The following is a 15,377-nucleotide window of genomic DNA, read 5'->3' as shown; positions in this document are numbered from 1 at the left end:
GAAGGCCCCCAGGCCTCAGACTTTGCTTCGGGCTAGACGCACCAATGCCAACCGAGCTCAGCCGGACCCGACCCGATTCTCATACCTCGTGGCGGCCGAAGGCCATGGGGGACTTTGCTGCAATCCGTCACCCGCCCGACGTGGCGCAGCCGACACCCCTGACGGGCCGGGCGTGGGGCACGATCGAGCGATGGACTCCCTGCGGGACCGCGTGGCAACGGCGCTGCGCCGCTTCGAGCGGCGGCCCGCCGACCGGACCGATCTCAAGCGGGCGGCGGTGGCGATCGCGCTCGTCGACAAGGGACCCGCTTTTCTGCTCACCCGGCGCGCCGCGACGTTGCGTGGCCACGCCGGCCAGTGGGCGCTGCCGGGCGGGCGCACCGACCCCGGCGAGACGCCCGGTGTGGCCGCCCGCCGGGAGCTCGCGGAGGAGCTCGGGCTCGTGCTGGGTGCCGACGACGAGCTGGGGATGCTCGACGACTACCCCACACGCTCCGGCTATCTGATCACGCCGGTCGTCGTCTGGGCGGGCGCCGACCCGCAGCTGACGCCGAACCCGGCCGAGGTCGGGGAGCTGCACCAGGTGCCGCTGGACGTCATCGACGTGGAGCCGCGGTTCCTCACCATCCCCGAGTTGGACAACCCGGTGATCCAGATCCCGCTCTTCGGCCGGTTCGTGCACGCTCCGACCGCGGCGGTGCTCTACCAGTTCCGGGAGGTCGTGCTGCACGGACGCGCCACCCGCGTGGCGCACCTGGAACAGCCGATGTTCGCCTGGCGGTGACCCCGCCGTGCACAGGTCGCCGGGACCGTGCACAGGTCCGGAGGTGTGCACGGTGGCCCGGCGGTGTGCACGGCGGTGCTGTGCGGGCGTCAGCCGTGAGCGGCCGGTACGTCGGTGCGCTCCCGCGCGGCGAGCGGGTCGGGGGTGCGCAGGAACACCACGAACAGCACTACGAGCAGCACCGCGCGGCCCCACACGCCGACCGCGACGGCCTGCGCGGCGAGGCCCTCGTAGATGCCGATCCCCACGCCGGTGTCGAGCGTGTAGAACCAGCGGAAGATCCCGATCCCCATGACGAGGTCGACGGCGAGGTAGCCGACCACCCACCGCCACGGCACCTGCAGCAGCACGAAGAACGGCAGCAGCCACAGCGTGTACTGCGGCGAGTGGACCTTGTGCAGCAGCAGGAAGCCGCACAGAATCGCCGCGCTTACCCCGATCCACGGGTACACGCTCTCCCGGCGCCACCGCCACAGCCCCACCGCCGCGGCGACGGCGAAGGACAGCAGCACGAGCGTCGGCGACAGCCAGTCCATCAGCGACTGGAACGCCTTGTTGTCCGGGTCGGACTCCGGGCGGAAACCCCAGTACCAGATGGAGTTGGTGGTGAGGTCGACCTTGCGCATCTGCTGGAAGGTGAACGACGCCCGCCAGCCCTCGTACCCGCCGAGCGCGAACGGGAGGTTGACCAGCACGACGGTGGCCGCGGCCGCGAGGGGCACCCGCAGCGCGCCGCGCCAGTCGAGCGATCCGGGCCGCGACATCGTCAGGACGTACAGGGCGAGCGGCAGCACGAACGCGCCCGGGTACAGCTTGAACGCGAACCCCAGGCCGAGCAGCACGGCGGCCACCAGGGCGCGGTCGGCGAGCGGGCGGCGGCTACCCATGCCGTGCAGCGCGAACACCGCCCCCACGGCGCACGCCACCACCGGCAGGTCCCAGTTGTGGAACGCGTAGAGCACCACGGGTGGGCCGAGCGCCCACAGCAGCGCCCGCCACCGGGCCAGCCGGCCCAGCAGCCAGCCGGTGAGCAGCCCGAACGGGGCCATCAGCAGCGCCGAGCCGAGCAGGAACTCGCCGTCGTTGTCGGCGAGCAGCGCGCCCGCCCAGATCAGCACCCCGGTGAGCACGGGGTACTCCACGCTGCCGCCGACCAGCGCACCCTCCGGCGTGATCGACCCGGCGACATAGGGGAAGACGTGCTGGTCGATGTCGCGGCCCAGCCACAGGTGCTGGATGTCGGAGTAGCAGACGTCCCGGTCGATGCGCACCTCGTAGTCGGGGCCGCTGCGCCCGGTGGCGTCGAACTCCGGCCCGACGCAGCGGGCCTTGTTGGCGTAGCCCAGCAGCAGCGTGACACCGGTGAGCAGCACGAGCACGACCAGCATGACGCGGCCGGCCACGGCGTGCGGGGGGCGGGCGGCGGGCTGCCGGGTGCCGTCGGGGGCGGCGTCGACGGCCGTGTCCGTCACGGTGCGGCCTCCCTCGGCTGCGCCGCGGCGCGCCCGGCGCGCGTTCCGGCCGGCGTCACGACCCCAGCCGCTCGCGCAGGAACACGATGTCGTCGGTCTGGCCCTCCGCCGGGGTCTCGACCACCACCGGCGCACCGGCTGCCGCGCACACGGCGGCGAGCATCTCCGGCTCGATGGTGCCGCCGGCGATGTTCGCGTGGCGGTCGCGCGCCGAGCCGAACTCGTCGCGGGAGTTGTTGAGGTGCACCAGGTCGATCCGGCCGGTGATGGCCTTGGCCCGGTCGACGACGTCGACGAGGTCCTCCCCCGCTGCGAACGCGTGGCAGGTGTCGAGGCAGAACCCGACGCCGAACTCCCCTACCGCGTCCCACAGCCGGGCGAGCGCGTCGAACCGGCGCGCCATCGCGTTGTCGCCGCCCGCGGTGTTCTCGATGAACACCGGCACGGCGAACCCGCCCTCCCCCGTCTGCCGCTCGACGAACTTGCGCCAGTTGTCGACGCCCTTCGCGGCGTCCTCGCCCTGGGTGACGTGCCCGCCGTGCACGACCAGCCCGATCGCGCCGACCTCAGCGGCCGCCTCGGCGTGCTGCACCACGAGCTTCCGCGACGGGATGCGGATCCGGTTGTTGAGCGACGCCAGGTTCACGACGTAGGGGGAGTGCACGACCACCGCGACGTCGCTCGCGCGCAGCTGCTCGGCCTGCGGGTGGGCAGGCGGCTTCTTCCAGCCCTGTGGATCGGCGAGGAACATCTGGACGATGTCGGCTCCGCGTTCCGCGGCGGCCGCGATCGGGTCGTCCTCGCGCACGTGGGCCCCGATGAGCATGTCGCCAGCGTAGTGACCACCCCCGACAGCACGCCCACGGCCGGTCGAGCACGTGCAATCCCGCTTTCGGCCTGTCATCTGTCACGATCCGTGTCCGGGCGGACACGGAGGCGGGGCGATGGGTGGATCGGTGATCCTGCGCCGGCAGCTGGCGCGCGAGCTGCGGCGACTGCGCGAGTCGAGCGGCTACACGCTGGAGGAGGCCGCCACGAAGATGGAGTGGTCGGTCAGCAAGCTGAGCCGGATCGAGATCGGCCTGCAGACCGTCGACATCCACTACGCGCGCAGCATGCTGGATCTCTACGACCTCGGCGGGGACGAGGCGACCCGCATCCTCGACATGACGCGGGCCGCCGCGCAGCGGGGGTGGTGGAAGGCGTACGGGCTCGACGACCGCGGTTACGTGCCGCTGGAGACCGCGGCCTGCCTCGCGCGGGAGTTCTCCCTCGCCTACGTGCCGGGTTTGCTCCAGACGGGGGAGTACGCCCGTGCGGTCTTCGGCACCTCGACCCTCGGTCGCAGTGCCGCGGCGGTGGAGAAGGAGCTGGCGGCCCGCATGTACCGGCAGCGCAGGCTCACCTCGGACGAGGATCCGTTGGAGCTGGTCGCCGTCGTCGACGAGTCCGCGCTGCTGCGGCCCGTCGGGGGGCGTGCGGTGATGCGTACCCAGCTGGAGCACCTGGTGATCGTCGCGGAGCTGCCGACCGTCACGCTGCACGTCCTGCCGCTGCGGGCCGGCGCCCACCAGGGCATGGACGGCTCGTTCACCGTTCTCAGCTTCGGGGAGCTCGACGAGCCCGACATCGCCTATATCGAGCATCCGCTGGGTGCCACGCAAGTCGACAAGGAGAAGGAGGTCGCGCGGGCTACCCTGGCCTTCGACCGGTTGCGGTCGCTGGCACTGGACCCGGCCGACACGGTCGCACTGGTGACCGGGTTACTCGACCGGGGCTGACCGGCAGGGAGGGGCAGGCCGTGGACCTGAGCGGCGCGCAGTGGCGCAAGAGCAGCTTCAGCGGGAACAACGGCAACTCCTCGGGCTGCCTCGAGGTGGCCATGCTCCCCGACGGCGGCGTGGCCATCCGCGACTCGAAGGACCCCTCGCTCGCCCCGCACGTCTACACCGCTCGCGAGTGGGAGGCGTTCGTGGCCGGGGTGCGCGCGGGCGAGTTCGACCGCCCGCAGTCGTAGACCCGCCGGGAAATCCGACGATCAAGGCGCTGCTGTCGCCTCGACAGATCGACAAGGGACGTCAGCGCCTTGATCAGCGGGGTACCGCCGCCCCCGCGATGGGCCGCCGGGGAGCGGCGTGTTCCCGCTGGTAAACTCGACCGGTCACTCCGACCGTCGCCCACCTGGGCGGCGCAGCTGCCGCCCCACCTGCGGGCGGCACGTTTCTGTCGGGGTGCGGTGAGAACCTCCTGTCGCGGATGGACCGCGACCGTTCCAGTCCATAGGAGGTGAGTGGTTCTCATGCGTCATTACGAGCTGATGGTCATCCTCGACCCCAGCCTCGACGAGCGCACGGTGGCTCCGTCGCTGGATACCTTCCTCAACGTCGTGAAGAGCGACGGGGGCAACGTCGAGAAGGTCGAGGTGTGGGGCAAGCGCCGCCTCGCCTACGAGATCGCCAAGAACGCCGAGGGCATCTACGCGGTCCTCGAGGTCACCTGCGAGCCGGCCACGGTCGCCGAGCTCGACCGCCAGCTGGGGCTCAACGAGTCCGTGCTGCGCACCAAGGTGCTGCGTCGCGAGCCGAAGAAGGCCGTTGAGCCGAAGCGGGCCCCGGCGCCCGCCGCGGCGAGCTGAGGCGGTAGCCATGGCCGGCGAGACTGTGATCACCGTGGTCGGCAACCTGACGGCCGACCCCGAGCTGCGGTTCACCCCGTCCGGTGCCGCGGTCGCGAACTTCACGGTGGCGTCCACGCCGCGCACCTTCGACCGCCAGTCCGGTGAGTGGAAGGACGGCGACGCGCTGTTCATGCGCTGCAACGTGTGGCGGCAGGCGGCGGAGAACGTCGCCGAGTCGCTCACCCGCGGCATGCGCGTGATGGTGTCGGGTCGGCTGCGTCAGCGGTCGTTCGAGACCCGTGAGGGCGAGAAGCGCACCGTTGTGGAGCTGGAGGTCGACGAGGTCGGCCCGTCGCTGAAGTACGCCACGGCCAAGGTCAACAAGGTCAGCCGGGGCAGCGGGAGCGGCGGCTTCGGCGGTGGGTCCGGCGGCGGCTTCGGCGGTGGGTCCGGTGGCGGCATGGGCGGCGCGCCCATGGACGACCCCTGGGGATCCGCCCCGCCCGCCGGCAGCGGCCCGGTCGCCGACGACGAGCCCCCTTTCTGACCGACCCGAGACCACTTCCCGCCCCCGGGCGGGCAACCCGAGCACAACCAGGAGTACCCATGGCCAAGCCGGTCCTGCGCAAGCCGAAGAAGAAGGTGTGCGCGTTCTGCAAGGACAAGGCCCAGGACATCGACTACAAGGACACCGGCCTGCTGCGGAAGTTCATCTCCGACCGCGGCAAGATCCGCGCCCGTCGCGTCACCGGCAACTGCCGGCAGCACCAGCGTGACGTCGCGGTCGCGGTGAAGAACTCCCGCGAGGTCGCGCTGCTGCCTTACACCTCGACGGCTCGCTGAGGAGGAACGACGCCATGAAGCTCATCCTCACCGCCGACGTGCCCAACCTGGGCGCGCCCGGCGACATCGTCGAGGTCAAGGACGGCTACGGCCGCAACTACCTGCTGCCCCGCTCGATGGCCATCGTGGCCACGCGCGGCGCCGAGAAGCAGGTCGCGGCCATCCAGCGGGCCCAGCGGGCCCGTCAGGTCCGCGATCTCGGCCACGCCAAGGAGATCGCCGGCCAGCTCGGCGCGCTCACGGTCACCGTCAAGGCGAAGGCCGCGGGCGACTCCGGGCGCCTCTTCGGCTCGGTCACGTCGGCCGACGTCGTCGACGCCGTCCGGGCCGCGGGTGGGCCCGCGCTCGACCGCCGCGCGGTCGACGTGCCGGGGCAGATCAAGACCGTCGGCACCCACGCGGTGACGGTGCGCCTCCACCCGGAGGTCACCACCGACCTGAACGTGGCGGTCGTCGCGAGCTGACCACGTTCGTCACGCAGTGTGAGCGGGGCGGGAACTGGGCATGGGCCCGGTCCCGCCCCGCTCGCGTTTCCGGCCGAGGTGCGCCGGGGCGCCACGGGCACCGGTAGATGATCTGGGGAAAAGTGACGCCGACATCGCCGAGTGACCGTTCGGATGCGTCGAGTAGGCGGCTCCCGAGGGCGCTCCGACACGCCGGGATGAACCTGTCGGCGTGTCGGACGAGGAAAGTTGTCCACACCCCTCCCCGGCGCCGCTACCTCCAGGAACAGCGCGGAAAAGTGCGTTGTCCCCATACTGTCCACAGCTCGTTCCCTACGGGGTCCTGCGTCTGACGTCGCGCGTCCCCATTCTGTCCACAGCTCTGTGCACACGCCGGTTTGGCCGGGCGCCCGGAGGCGCTTAACCTCGCGGCTCGGGTGCGAGGACTCGACCCGGATGACGAGCACCGTTCGCCGAACCGTCGCTCCGAAGTCATCGAGCAGATCGAACCTATGTTCGATACAATGGCGACAGGGGGTGACGCTGCGTATGGCACTGGCTGATGATCGTCCTGCGGGCAGGCCGCGTCCGGTACGGCAGGCCGAGAACCCCGAGCCCGGTGGGGCGTTCGACCGCCAGCCGCCGCAGGACCTCACCGCGGAGCAGTCCGTGCTCGGCGGGATGCTGCTGAGCAAGGAAGCGATCGCCGACGTCGTCGAGGTGCTGCGGCCCGACGACTTCTACCGCCCGGCCCACCAGACGGTCTACGACTGCATCCTGGATCTCTACGGTCGCGGCGAGCCGGCCGACGCCGTCACCGTGTCGGCCGAGCTGCAGCGCCGCGGCGAGCTGATCCGGCTCGGCGGGGCCCCGTACCTGCACACCCTGATCGCCACCGTGCCCACCGCGGCCAACGCGGCGTACTACGCCGAGATCGTGGCCGAGAAGGCGATCCTGCGCCGGCTCGTCGAGGCGGGCACCCGCATCGTCCAGCTCGGCTACCACGGGGCGGAGGGGGCCGAGGTCAGCGATGTCGTCGACCGCGCCCAGGCCGCGATCTACGAGGTCACCGAGCGCAGCACCAGCGAGGACTACACCCCGCTGGAGGAGCTGCTGCAGCCCACCATGGACGAGATCGACGCCATCGCCTCCCGCGGTGGCGTCGCGCTCGGCGTGCCCACCGGCTTCGCCGACCTCGACGCGGCCACCAACGGCCTGCACCCCGGCCAGATGATCGTGGTCGCGGCCCGTCCCGGGTTGGGCAAGGCGCTCGCGCTCGACACCCCGCTGCCCACGCCCACGGGGTGGACCACGATGGGGGAAGTCGCCGTCGGCGATCAGCTCCTCGACGCGGACGGCCGCCCCACCCGCGTCGTCGCCGCTACCGACGTGATGTCCGGGCGGCCGTGCTTCGAGGTCGAGTTCTCCGACGGCACGGTGATCGTCGCCGACGCCGAGCACCAGTGGCTCACCTCCGACCATGCTGCCCGCCGCGCCCGGCGGCAGGCGCGGGCGCGGGGCGGTGCCCCTCGGGTGCTCCCTGCGGTCCGCACCACCGTGGAGCTCGCGGCCACGCTCCGCTGTCCCACTGCCGACGCCCGGGCCAACCACTCGATCGACACCTGCGGTCCGCTGCAGCTGCCCGAACAGGAGCTGCCGGTCGGGCCGTACACGCTCGGGGTGTGGCTGGGCGACGGCACCACGGCTGCGGCCACTTTCACCTCCGACGACCCGGAGATCGCCGAGTACGTCGAAGAAGAGGGCCGCGGCAGCGTACAGGCGCACCTGCGCACCCTCGGCGTCCTCGCGGACAAGCACGTACCCATGGCGTATCTGCGCGCATCGGAGCGGCAGCGGCGGGCGCTGCTCGCCGGTCTGATGGACACCGACGGCACGGTCACGACCACCGGCAGCCTCCAGCTCAGCGTCATCAGCCGAAGCCTGTTCGACTGTGTCCGGGAGCTCGTCATCGGGCTCGGCTACCGCTGTTCCACGACTACGACGCGGGTGCGAGGACGCAGCGAGGAACCCTCCGTCGCCTACACGCTCCACTTCACCACCGAGGACGAGGTCTTCCGGCTCGACCGCAAGCGGATGCTCCACAAGGAGCGCTCGGCTGCCCATTCCCACCGCGAGCGGCCGCGGTACGTCGTCGACGTGCGGCCGGTGCCGAGCGTGCCGGTCCGGTGCGTCGAGGTGGACAACGACGCACATCTCTACCTCGCGGGCTCCGCGATGGTTCCCACGCACAACTCCACGCTGGGATTGGACTTCGCCCGCTCCTGCTCGGTGAAGCACGGGCTCACCAGCGCGGTGTTCTCGCTCGAGATGAGCAAGTCCGAGATCGTCATGCGGCTGCTGTCGGCCGAGGCGCGGATCCGCCTGGCCGACATGCGCGCCGGTCGGATGAGCGACGACGACTGGACGCGCATGGCCCGGCGGATGAGCGAGATCAGCGAGGCACCGCTGTTCATCGACGACTCGCCCAACCTCACGCTGATGGAGATCCGCGCCAAGGCGCGGCGGCTCAAGCAGCGCAACGACCTCAAGCTGATCATCCTCGACTACCTGCAGCTGATGACGTCCGGCCGCAAGGTCGAGTCCCGCCAGCAGGAGGTGTCGGAGTTCTCCCGGCAGATCAAGCTGCTCGCCAAGGAGCTCGAGGTGCCGGTGGTGGCGATGAGCCAGCTGAACCGCGGCCCGGAGCAGCGCACCGACAAGCGGCCGATGCTGTCGGACCTGCGCGAGTCGGGGTCGATCGAGCAGGACGCCGACATGGTCATCCTGCTGCACCGGCCCGACGCGTTCGAGCGCGACGACCCGCGCGCCGGCGAGGCCGACCTGATCCTGGCCAAGCACCGCAACGGGCCCACCAGCACGATCACGGTGGCCCACCAGCTGCACTACAGCCGGTTCGCCGACCTCGCGCACGGCTGAGCGGGCCGCACACACCGTTCAGGGACGCCACACACCGCCGGCGCTGTGTGCCGTTCACACCCGGTGTGTGCGGTCAGGGCGATCCCTCAGTGCGCTCGCATCTCCCCGATGAAGCGCTCGAGCGTCGCGGCGTGGGCGCGTCCGACCCGGACGACCACAGCGCAGCCGAGGACGAAGTCGCGCAGCAGGCCCGGGTCCAGCTCGGCGGCGGCGGCGACCCGCGGGGCGTGCACCGTCCGACCGATGAGGACGAGGATCGCCCCGATCGTGAGGGCGAACAGGATCTCCGGCATGAGAAGCAGTGTTCGCCGCTGCCGGCACGAGTACCAGCACGTAAGAAGTCGATGTGCGAAAAAATCCTGCCATTCGGCCCCGTTGCCCGGGGCACAGGTCATGAATCGCCGTCGGACCCGACCGTGCGCATCCCGCGCAGCGTCGTCAGCTCCTCGTCGCTGGGTGGCGCGGTGATCATCAGGTCCGCCGAGACCTGCAGCGGCCACCCGGTCTCCGCCCGCACCTGCTCCACGGTGATGCCCTGATGCAACGCGGTGAGCACGAGCTCGGCGGTGTCCGGGTCGGGTTCCAGGACGCCCAGGTCGGTGATCACCCGGACGGGCCCGGCGCCCCGGAGCCCCAGCAGCTGCCGCTCGTGGGGGCCGCTGCCGTGGCCGAGCGACGTGACGAAGTCGACCTGCTCGACGAACGCCCGCAGCCGGTGGCGCATCACGACGATGACCTCGCGGCACGACGCCGCGATCTCGGGTGCACCTCCGGAACCGGGCAGCCGCACGTCCGGGGTGTGGTACTCGCCGATGACCGTGGTGTTGATGTTGCCGTAGCGGTCGAGCTGGGCGCCGGAGAGGAACCCGACGTCGATGCGGCCCGGTTGGAGCCAGTAGTTGAAGACCTCGGGGACGCTCACGACCGACAGCGCCGACTCGGCGAGGATCCCGTCCCCGATGGAGAGCGGGAGCTCCTCGGGACGCGTGTCGAGCGTGCCGGACTCGTAGATGAGCACGAGCCCGGGCGCGTGCAGCCGCCGCGCGAGGTTCGCCGCCGTGGACGGCAGGCCGATCCCGACGAAACACGCCTGCCCGTCGCGCAGCGACCGCGCCGCGGCGATGCTCATCATCTCGTCGGCGGACCACGTGGCCCGGCCGGTCCCGGTCCCGGCCTCGGTCGCGTTCGTCGTCATGCCGCCTCCTCCAGGCTGCGCAGCCAGCGGGTGAACGCGTCGCGGTCGCGGCTGATCGCGTCCCATGCCCGGTACGCGGCGTTGTCGCGGTCGTAGTAGCCGTGGGCGTAGGACGGTGCGGCCCCGCCGGGAACGACCGCCACGGCGTCGAGCACCCATCTCGGGAGCACGACCGCCCCCGGCACCGGCGTCAGCTCGTCGACGACCTCCTCGACGGTGGCGAGCGCGCGGCGGGCGGCGAGCACTGCTTCCTTCTGTACGCCGGTGATGCCCCACAGCTGCACGTTGCCCGCCCGGTCGGCGCGCTGGGCGTGCACGATTGCGACGTCCGGGTTCAGGGCGGCGACGGCCGCCAGTCGCTCGCCCGTGAAAGGACACTCGACCGTCGAGATCGTCGAGGTGTGTTCGGGGAGGTCGGTGCCGGCGTAGCCGCGGAGCACGGCGAACGGCAGGCCGGACGCCCCCGCGACGTACCGGTTCGCCATCCCCGCGTGGCTGTGCTCCTCGATCTGGAGGGGAACGGGCCAGCCGGTGGCGAGCGCGTCGCGCATCCGGTGCAGGGAGCCGACGCCGGGATTGCCGCCCCAGGAGAACACCAGCTTGGCGGCGCAGCCCGCACCGATCATCTGGTCGTAGACGAGGTCCGGGGTCATCCGGATGAGCGTGAGGTCCCGCCGCCCCTGCCGGATGATCTCGTGCCCCGCCGCGAACGGGATGAGGTGCGTGAAGCCCTCAAGGGCGACGCTGTCCCCGTCGCGTACCAGGTCCGCCACTGCCTGCGCCAACGGCACGATCTTGGCCACGTCCGAACGCTAGTGCCGACGGCGGGGCCCGGCAATCGAAGGCGCCGGGCCGATTAGCATCCCTCATCACTCGATCGAGCTTTTCGTGACGAGCTGTGATCGGAATTGTGCGTCATTGGGGGGAATATGTTCCGTTGTCGGGCTTGCCGGAGTGGTGACGGCGAGATCGTGCTGGACCTGGGCAGACAGCCGTCCTGGGACCACATGCCGCCCGCCGACCAGCCATTGCCGGACCCGAAGTTCCCCCTGTGCATGTGGTGGTGCCGGGAGTGCTGGCTCGCCCAGCTCTTGGAGGACGCCGACGAGGTCACGGAGGTCCCCGGCATCGAGCCGCGCGCGATGCTCGACCAGACCGACCTCTCGATCGCCCGGATGGAGGAGATGGGCCTCCTCACCCCCGGCGCCACGGTGCTCGAGTTCGGCAGCCCGCACGGCGAATCGTGGCTGCCGCGGCTCGCCGGACGCGGAGTGGTTCCGCCTGCGTCGGGGGCCCCGGCTGACCTCGTGCTCGACGTGTACGGGCTCCTGCACGAGCCCGACCAGGCCGACGCCCTCCGCAGGCGCGCCGAGGCCCTCGCCCCCGGCGGCACCCTCGTGCTCCAGCTGCTCAGCCTCGCCACCGTCCTGCGGCACCGGCAGTGGTTCGACCTGCGCCATGGCCATCGCGGGTACTGGTCCGTACCGGCCCTCGACCGCGCGCTGCACCGGCACGGCGTCGGCGTGCACCGCGCGTGGCGGTACCCGCTCGCCGGCGGCACCGTGCTCGTGGCCGCCACCCGCTCGCCCCGCCCGGACCCCGAGACCCTCGACCTCGTCGCGGACGAGGTGGCCGTCGGTGTCGCCGACCCCGGCCTGCTCCGCGGCCTGCAGGACGCCGCGGGATCGGCCGCTGAGCTGCGGGAGTGGCTGTGTGCCGAGGGCGCCGCCGGCCGGACCGTCCTCGGGTACGGCGCCGCGTCCCGCGCCGTGCCGCTGGTGTGCCACGCGGACCTCGACGCGACGCTGCTCCCCGCCGTCGCCGACGCGTCGCCGGCCAAGCAGGGCAGGCGGATGCCGGGTACCGACATCCCCATCGTGTCCCCGGCCGAGCTCGTCGGCCGCGCACCGGACCGGGTGTTGCTGTTCCTGCCCGAGCTGGCCACAGAGGTGCGCGAGGCGCTCCCGCGCGTCGAGCGCTCCGGCGGGCGATGGGTCGTGCTGGACCCCCAGCCGCGCGTGGTCGAGCCCGTGCACGCGTCCTAGCCGGACGCCGGCGATCTTCCGTCGGTGCGGCCCGAAATGTCCGCCCCATCGTGTAGACACTCGGTCGGGGGAACTTCGATCACGGGGAGGCCGACGCTGTGCTCGGGGATACAGCGTCGGCGCTGGCCGATGCGCTCGCCGGGGGACGCGAGCTCGACCTGGCGGGCGCACCGCTCCCGGCGGCCGCACTGGCGGCCGTCCTCGCCGAACCGCCCCCCGCGGGCGCGCCGGCGCTGCGCCTGCGCCGCGCCGACATCACCGGCGTCCTCCGGCTGACCGGCGCCTGCATGACGGTGCCGGTCGAACTCCGCGGGTGCTCGTTCGCGCACGTCCCCGACCTGCGGATGGCGGAGTTCGCCGGGCTCGCGCTCACCGGGTGCCGCGTCCCGGGGCTGCGTGCCGGCAACCTGCGCGTCACCGCCGATCTGCTGCTCGACGACGGCTTCACCGCACACGGCCCGGTGCATCTGGCGGACGCACAGGTGGACGGGTCGCTGAGGTTGTCGGCCGGCCGGTTGCGGGGAGCCGGCGGGCGCGATCTCATCGCCGACCGCATCGAGGTCGGCGGCTCCTGCTATGCCCGATGACTGCGCAGCGACGGCGAGGTGCGGCTGCCGGGCGCCCAGATCACCGGCAACCTCGACCTCGCGGGCGCCGCGCTCGCGAGCCCCACGGGCGACGCGCTGGACGCCACCGGCGTCACGCTCGGCGGCAGCCTGCTCGCCGGTCGCCACGACGCCGGGCCCGACCTCGCCTTCTGCACGACCGGCCGGGTGCTGCTCGCCGGTTCCCGGATCGGCGGCGACCTGCGGCTGTCCGGGGCCAGGATCGAGCGCGGAGCGGGCGCGCCGGTCCCCCGGAGCCCGACCCGGTGGCCGAGGAGAGCCGCATGCCCGTCATCCCCGGCAGGATCATCGACGCCACGGCGTGCGTCGTCGCCGACCGGATCCAGGTCGACGGCAACCTCGAGCTCGACGACGGACTGTGCACCGACGGCACCGTGCGGCTGCCGAACGCCGTCGTGGGCGGGTACCTGCGGTTGTCCGGTGCGCGGCTCGCCGGCCCGCACGCGGGATCGCCCTGCTCGGCGACGGCATGGACGTCGGTGGCGACCTCGAGGGCCGGGACAACGGCCGTGGCCCGCTCGTCTGTGCCGGACAGCTGCGCCTGGTCGACGCCCACGTCCGCGGCAGCGCGAGCCTGTCGGGCGTCGAGCTGTCACTGCCCGGCGGATACGCGCTGCTCGCCGACCGGTTGCGCATCGGAGGCGAGTTCTACCTGCGCCGGCTCGGGTGTGCCGGCACCATCCGGCTGCAGAACGCCGAGATCGGGGCCACGCTCGACTGCCGGGGCGCGCGGCTCGAGCACCCTCGGCTGCGCCCCGACGGCACTGCGCGTCCCTCGCTGGACGCGCGCGCGGCGACCATCGGCAAGGACGTGCTGTGCTCGGAGCGCTTCGTCGCGACCGGCGGGGTGCGGGTGCGGGTGATGGAGGCCCACAAGTCAGTGCAGTTCGTCGACGCCACACTCGGCACCGACGGGGCGGGTGGGGCGATCCGCTACGGGCTCAACGCGTACGGCCTCAGCACCCCCGAGCTGGTCCTGCGGCCCAACGTTCCGCCCGGCGGACGGGTGCGACTCGCACAGGCACAGGTGGGTACGTTCGCCGATTCCGCTCCGCTATGGGACGCGGTCGACGGCGTCGATCTCGACGGTTTTGATTACCAGCAGTTGAACGACACACGTGTGATTGCCGTCCGAACGAGGCTTCGCTGGTCGAAAAGGCGATGCCCGATTACGCACCGGGATCATATGAGCAGTTGGCTGCCGCCTATCGGCACGCCGGCGACGACGAACTGTCCGAGCGCGTCCTGCTCGCCCGGCAGCGCAGGCGCTACGCGGAGGCTGGCGCCATCGGGCGCGTCTGGGGATGGCTGCAACGGTGGACGGTCGGTTATGGCTACCGCCCCTGGCTGGCGGTTTTCTGGCTGGTGCTGTTCGCCGTGCTCGGCGGGGCGTGGTTCGCGGCGCACCCACCGGTGCCGATCGACAACGGGCAGAACCCCGCCTTCAACCCGTGGCTCTTCGCAGCCGACACCCTCCTTCCGATCGTGAATCTCGGACAGGACGGCTACTGGCGCCTGGAGGGGACATCGCAGTGGATCGCGAGCGGCCTCGTCGCGGCGGGGTGGATTCTGGCAACCACGGCTGCAGTGGGCGCAGCGCGAATACTCAAGCGAGTATGAGAAGCACCGAAATCCACCCGAACGAGGGGTATCGCTCCGAAGACCTGTAACGGTTGCCGCCGACCCGTTTCCCCGCCCGGGTGTCCCCGTTGTGGGTGTCAGGTGGGTGCGCCGAACAGCCCAGTCACAAGGGGCTGAAGGAAGCAGCAGGCGTACGGAGTCGACCGGAGGTGACGCGTGTCGGACCTGATGAGGGACCTGAGCGGTGGGACCGCGACCGTCCATTCCAGCAGCGACGACGGGCGGACCTCTGCAGGCGGCCGGCACGCGCTCGACGAGGAAGCAGTCCTGACCCCGATCTTCCACGCCCTCACCCGCGGCGGCTGGCGGAGCCGGCAGCACGAGCCGGCGGCCCCGTCCGTCCCGCCCCGGGCCGCGGCCGACCCCGTGGACGCCTTCCGGAGGGACCCGCTGACGGCCCCGATCCCCGTGCAGGCCCTCGTTCCGGCGCCCACCCCGTCCTGGCGGCGCGCCGCCGGGCCGCAGGCCGTGCCCCCGGCCCGGCACGCGCGGCCCGACGACGGCCACCACCACCGCAACCGCCATCGCGAGGAGACACTCACCGCCGGCTGGTGAACCCGCGAGTCGCCCGTTTCCGCCACCCGAGTCGCCAGTCTTCGACCCGCGAGTCGCCCGTTTCCGACGTGCGAGTCGTCCCCGGCGGCCGCAGGCGGCTAGAGCGTGTCCCTTGGATCATGGGACGGGGTCGCGGAGCCAGATCCTGATCGAGGCGACGTCGATGGTTCCGCGGAACATGTAGTCGCGCTTGTCGTAGCGGGTGGCGACCGCGCGGTG

Annotated in this window: 17 protein-coding genes; 12 read left to right on the top strand and 5 right to left on the bottom strand. The window is 71.9% G+C overall.

Annotation, left to right across the window (positions count from 1 at the left end):
* The first annotated feature begins 190 nt into the window (after positions 1-190).
* Positions 191-784: an NUDIX hydrolase gene (locus KME75_RS32790; RefSeq protein WP_219418824.1), complete on the top strand. Its 594-nt coding sequence runs from the start codon at positions 191-193 to the stop codon at positions 782-784.
* Positions 785-873: 89 nt separating this feature from the next.
* Here the strand turns inward: KME75_RS32790 and KME75_RS32785 are convergent, their stop codons facing one another.
* Together KME75_RS32785 and KME75_RS32780 are read right to left on the bottom strand one after the other, a co-directional pair.
* Positions 874-2,256: a glycosyltransferase family 87 protein gene (locus KME75_RS32785; protein WP_372452729.1), complete on the bottom strand. Its 1,383-nt coding sequence runs from the start codon at positions 2,254-2,256 to the stop codon at positions 874-876.
* Positions 2,257-2,311: 55 nt separating this feature from the next.
* On the bottom strand, positions 2,312-3,082 hold the full coding sequence (locus KME75_RS32780) for a deoxyribonuclease IV (protein WP_219418823.1): 771 nt from the start codon (positions 3,080-3,082) through the stop codon (positions 2,312-2,314).
* A gap of 118 nt (positions 3,083-3,200) precedes the next feature.
* Between KME75_RS32780 and KME75_RS32775 the strand changes: the two genes are divergently transcribed.
* The 7 genes from KME75_RS32775 (at position 3,201) to dnaB (ending at position 9,096) form a co-directional block, all read left to right on the top strand.
* Entirely contained in the window at positions 3,201-4,037 is an 837-nt protein-coding gene (locus KME75_RS32775) for a helix-turn-helix domain-containing protein (protein WP_219418822.1), read from the top strand.
* Positions 4,038-4,057: 20 nt separating this feature from the next.
* On the top strand, positions 4,058-4,273 hold the full coding sequence (locus tag KME75_RS32770; RefSeq protein WP_372452727.1) for a DUF397 domain-containing protein: 216 nt from the start codon (positions 4,058-4,060) through the stop codon (positions 4,271-4,273).
* A 282-nt stretch (positions 4,274-4,555) separates the two neighbouring features.
* Positions 4,556-4,891, top strand: coding sequence for a 30S ribosomal protein S6 (rpsF, locus tag KME75_RS32765; RefSeq protein WP_219418821.1), 336 nt, complete (start codon positions 4,556-4,558; stop codon positions 4,889-4,891).
* Between the two features lie 10 nt (positions 4,892-4,901).
* On the top strand, positions 4,902-5,420 hold the full coding sequence (locus tag KME75_RS32760; RefSeq protein ID WP_219418820.1) for a single-stranded DNA-binding protein: 519 nt from the start codon (positions 4,902-4,904) through the stop codon (positions 5,418-5,420).
* Between the two features lie 59 nt (positions 5,421-5,479).
* The gene (rpsR, locus tag KME75_RS32755; RefSeq protein WP_094923024.1) at positions 5,480-5,716 is read left to right on the top strand and encodes a 30S ribosomal protein S18; all 237 of its coding nucleotides are present in this window, start codon (positions 5,480-5,482) and stop codon (positions 5,714-5,716) included.
* A 14-nt stretch (positions 5,717-5,730) separates the two neighbouring features.
* Entirely contained in the window at positions 5,731-6,180 is a 450-nt protein-coding gene (rplI, locus tag KME75_RS32750) for a 50S ribosomal protein L9 (protein ID WP_219418819.1), read from the top strand.
* 528 nt (positions 6,181-6,708) lie between these two features.
* Positions 6,709-9,096, top strand: coding sequence for a replicative DNA helicase (gene dnaB / locus KME75_RS32745; protein WP_219418818.1), 2,388 nt, complete (start codon positions 6,709-6,711; stop codon positions 9,094-9,096).
* 86 nt (positions 9,097-9,182) lie between these two features.
* On the opposite strand, the gene KME75_RS32740 is transcribed toward dnaB, so the two are convergent.
* The 3 genes from KME75_RS32740 to KME75_RS32730 all read right to left on the bottom strand — a co-directional run bounded on the left by KME75_RS32740 (position 9,183) and on the right by KME75_RS32730 (position 11,094).
* Positions 9,183-9,389 carry a hypothetical protein gene (locus KME75_RS32740; RefSeq protein WP_219418817.1) on the bottom strand — a complete coding sequence of 69 codons (207 nt, stop codon included), beginning with the start codon at positions 9,387-9,389 and terminating at the stop codon, positions 9,183-9,185.
* A gap of 98 nt (positions 9,390-9,487) precedes the next feature.
* Complete coding sequence (locus KME75_RS32735) at positions 9,488-10,291, bottom strand: CoA-transferase subunit beta (protein ID WP_219418816.1); 804 nt, start codon at positions 10,289-10,291, stop codon at positions 9,488-9,490.
* The gene (locus tag KME75_RS32730; protein WP_219418815.1) at positions 10,288-11,094 is read right to left on the bottom strand and encodes a CoA transferase subunit A; all 807 of its coding nucleotides are present in this window, start codon (positions 11,092-11,094) and stop codon (positions 10,288-10,290) included. Before KME75_RS32730 ends, KME75_RS32735 begins: the two co-directional genes overlap by 4 nt.
* A 126-nt stretch (positions 11,095-11,220) precedes the next feature.
* Here KME75_RS32730 and KME75_RS32725 point away from each other — a divergent pair, with 126 nt between their 5' ends.
* The 4 genes from KME75_RS32725 (at position 11,221) to KME75_RS32710 (ending at position 15,158) form a co-directional block, all read left to right on the top strand.
* On the top strand, positions 11,221-12,336 hold the full coding sequence (locus tag KME75_RS32725; RefSeq protein WP_219418814.1) for a class I SAM-dependent methyltransferase: 1,116 nt from the start codon (positions 11,221-11,223) through the stop codon (positions 12,334-12,336).
* A gap of 98 nt (positions 12,337-12,434) precedes the next feature.
* Entirely contained in the window at positions 12,435-12,923 is a 489-nt protein-coding gene (locus KME75_RS32720) for a hypothetical protein (protein ID WP_219418813.1), read from the top strand.
* 1,200 nt (positions 12,924-14,123) lie between these two features.
* Positions 14,124-14,582, top strand: a complete 459-nt coding sequence (locus KME75_RS32715; protein WP_219418812.1) for a hypothetical protein — start codon at positions 14,124-14,126, stop codon at positions 14,580-14,582.
* Positions 14,583-14,759: 177 nt separating this feature from the next.
* Positions 14,760-15,158, top strand: a complete 399-nt coding sequence (locus tag KME75_RS32710; RefSeq protein ID WP_219418811.1) for a hypothetical protein — start codon at positions 14,760-14,762, stop codon at positions 15,156-15,158.
* The last annotated feature ends 219 nt before the right edge of the window (positions 15,159-15,377 follow it).

Origin of the sequence: Pseudonocardia nigra (genome assembly GCF_019396355.1) — a bacterium.
In the GTDB taxonomy this organism is placed as follows: domain Bacteria; phylum Actinomycetota; class Actinomycetes; order Mycobacteriales; family Pseudonocardiaceae; genus Pseudonocardia; species Pseudonocardia nigra.
This window is presented reverse-complemented; position numbering and strand designations above follow the sequence as displayed.

What these genes read in the sequence shown, in the direction of transcription:
- KME75_RS32725 (WP_219418814.1), top strand. Translation starts at nt 11,221, where the DNA reads ATGTTCCGTTGTCGGGCTTGCCGGAGTGGTGACGGCGAGATCGTGCTG.
- dnaB (WP_219418818.1), top strand. Translation starts at nt 6,709, where the DNA reads ATGGCACTGGCTGATGATCGTCCTGCGGGCAGGCCGCGTCCGGTACGG.
- rplI (WP_219418819.1), top strand. Translation starts at nt 5,731, where the DNA reads ATGAAGCTCATCCTCACCGCCGACGTGCCCAACCTGGGCGCGCCCGGC.
- KME75_RS32775 (WP_219418822.1), top strand. Translation starts at nt 3,201, where the DNA reads ATGGGTGGATCGGTGATCCTGCGCCGGCAGCTGGCGCGCGAGCTGCGG.
- KME75_RS32780 (WP_219418823.1), bottom strand. Translation starts at nt 3,082, where the DNA reads ATGCTCATCGGGGCCCACGTGCGCGAGGACGACCCGATCGCGGCCGCC.
- KME75_RS32760 (WP_219418820.1), top strand. Translation starts at nt 4,902, where the DNA reads ATGGCCGGCGAGACTGTGATCACCGTGGTCGGCAACCTGACGGCCGAC.
- KME75_RS32715 (WP_219418812.1), top strand. Translation starts at nt 14,124, where the DNA reads ATGCCCGATTACGCACCGGGATCATATGAGCAGTTGGCTGCCGCCTAT.
- rpsR (WP_094923024.1), top strand. Translation starts at nt 5,480, where the DNA reads ATGGCCAAGCCGGTCCTGCGCAAGCCGAAGAAGAAGGTGTGCGCGTTC.
- rpsF (WP_219418821.1), top strand. Translation starts at nt 4,556, where the DNA reads ATGCGTCATTACGAGCTGATGGTCATCCTCGACCCCAGCCTCGACGAG.
- KME75_RS32790 (WP_219418824.1), top strand. Translation starts at nt 191, where the DNA reads ATGGACTCCCTGCGGGACCGCGTGGCAACGGCGCTGCGCCGCTTCGAG.
- KME75_RS32735 (WP_219418816.1), bottom strand. Translation starts at nt 10,291, where the DNA reads ATGACGACGAACGCGACCGAGGCCGGGACCGGGACCGGCCGGGCCACG.
- KME75_RS32740 (WP_219418817.1), bottom strand. Translation starts at nt 9,389, where the DNA reads ATGCCGGAGATCCTGTTCGCCCTCACGATCGGGGCGATCCTCGTCCTC.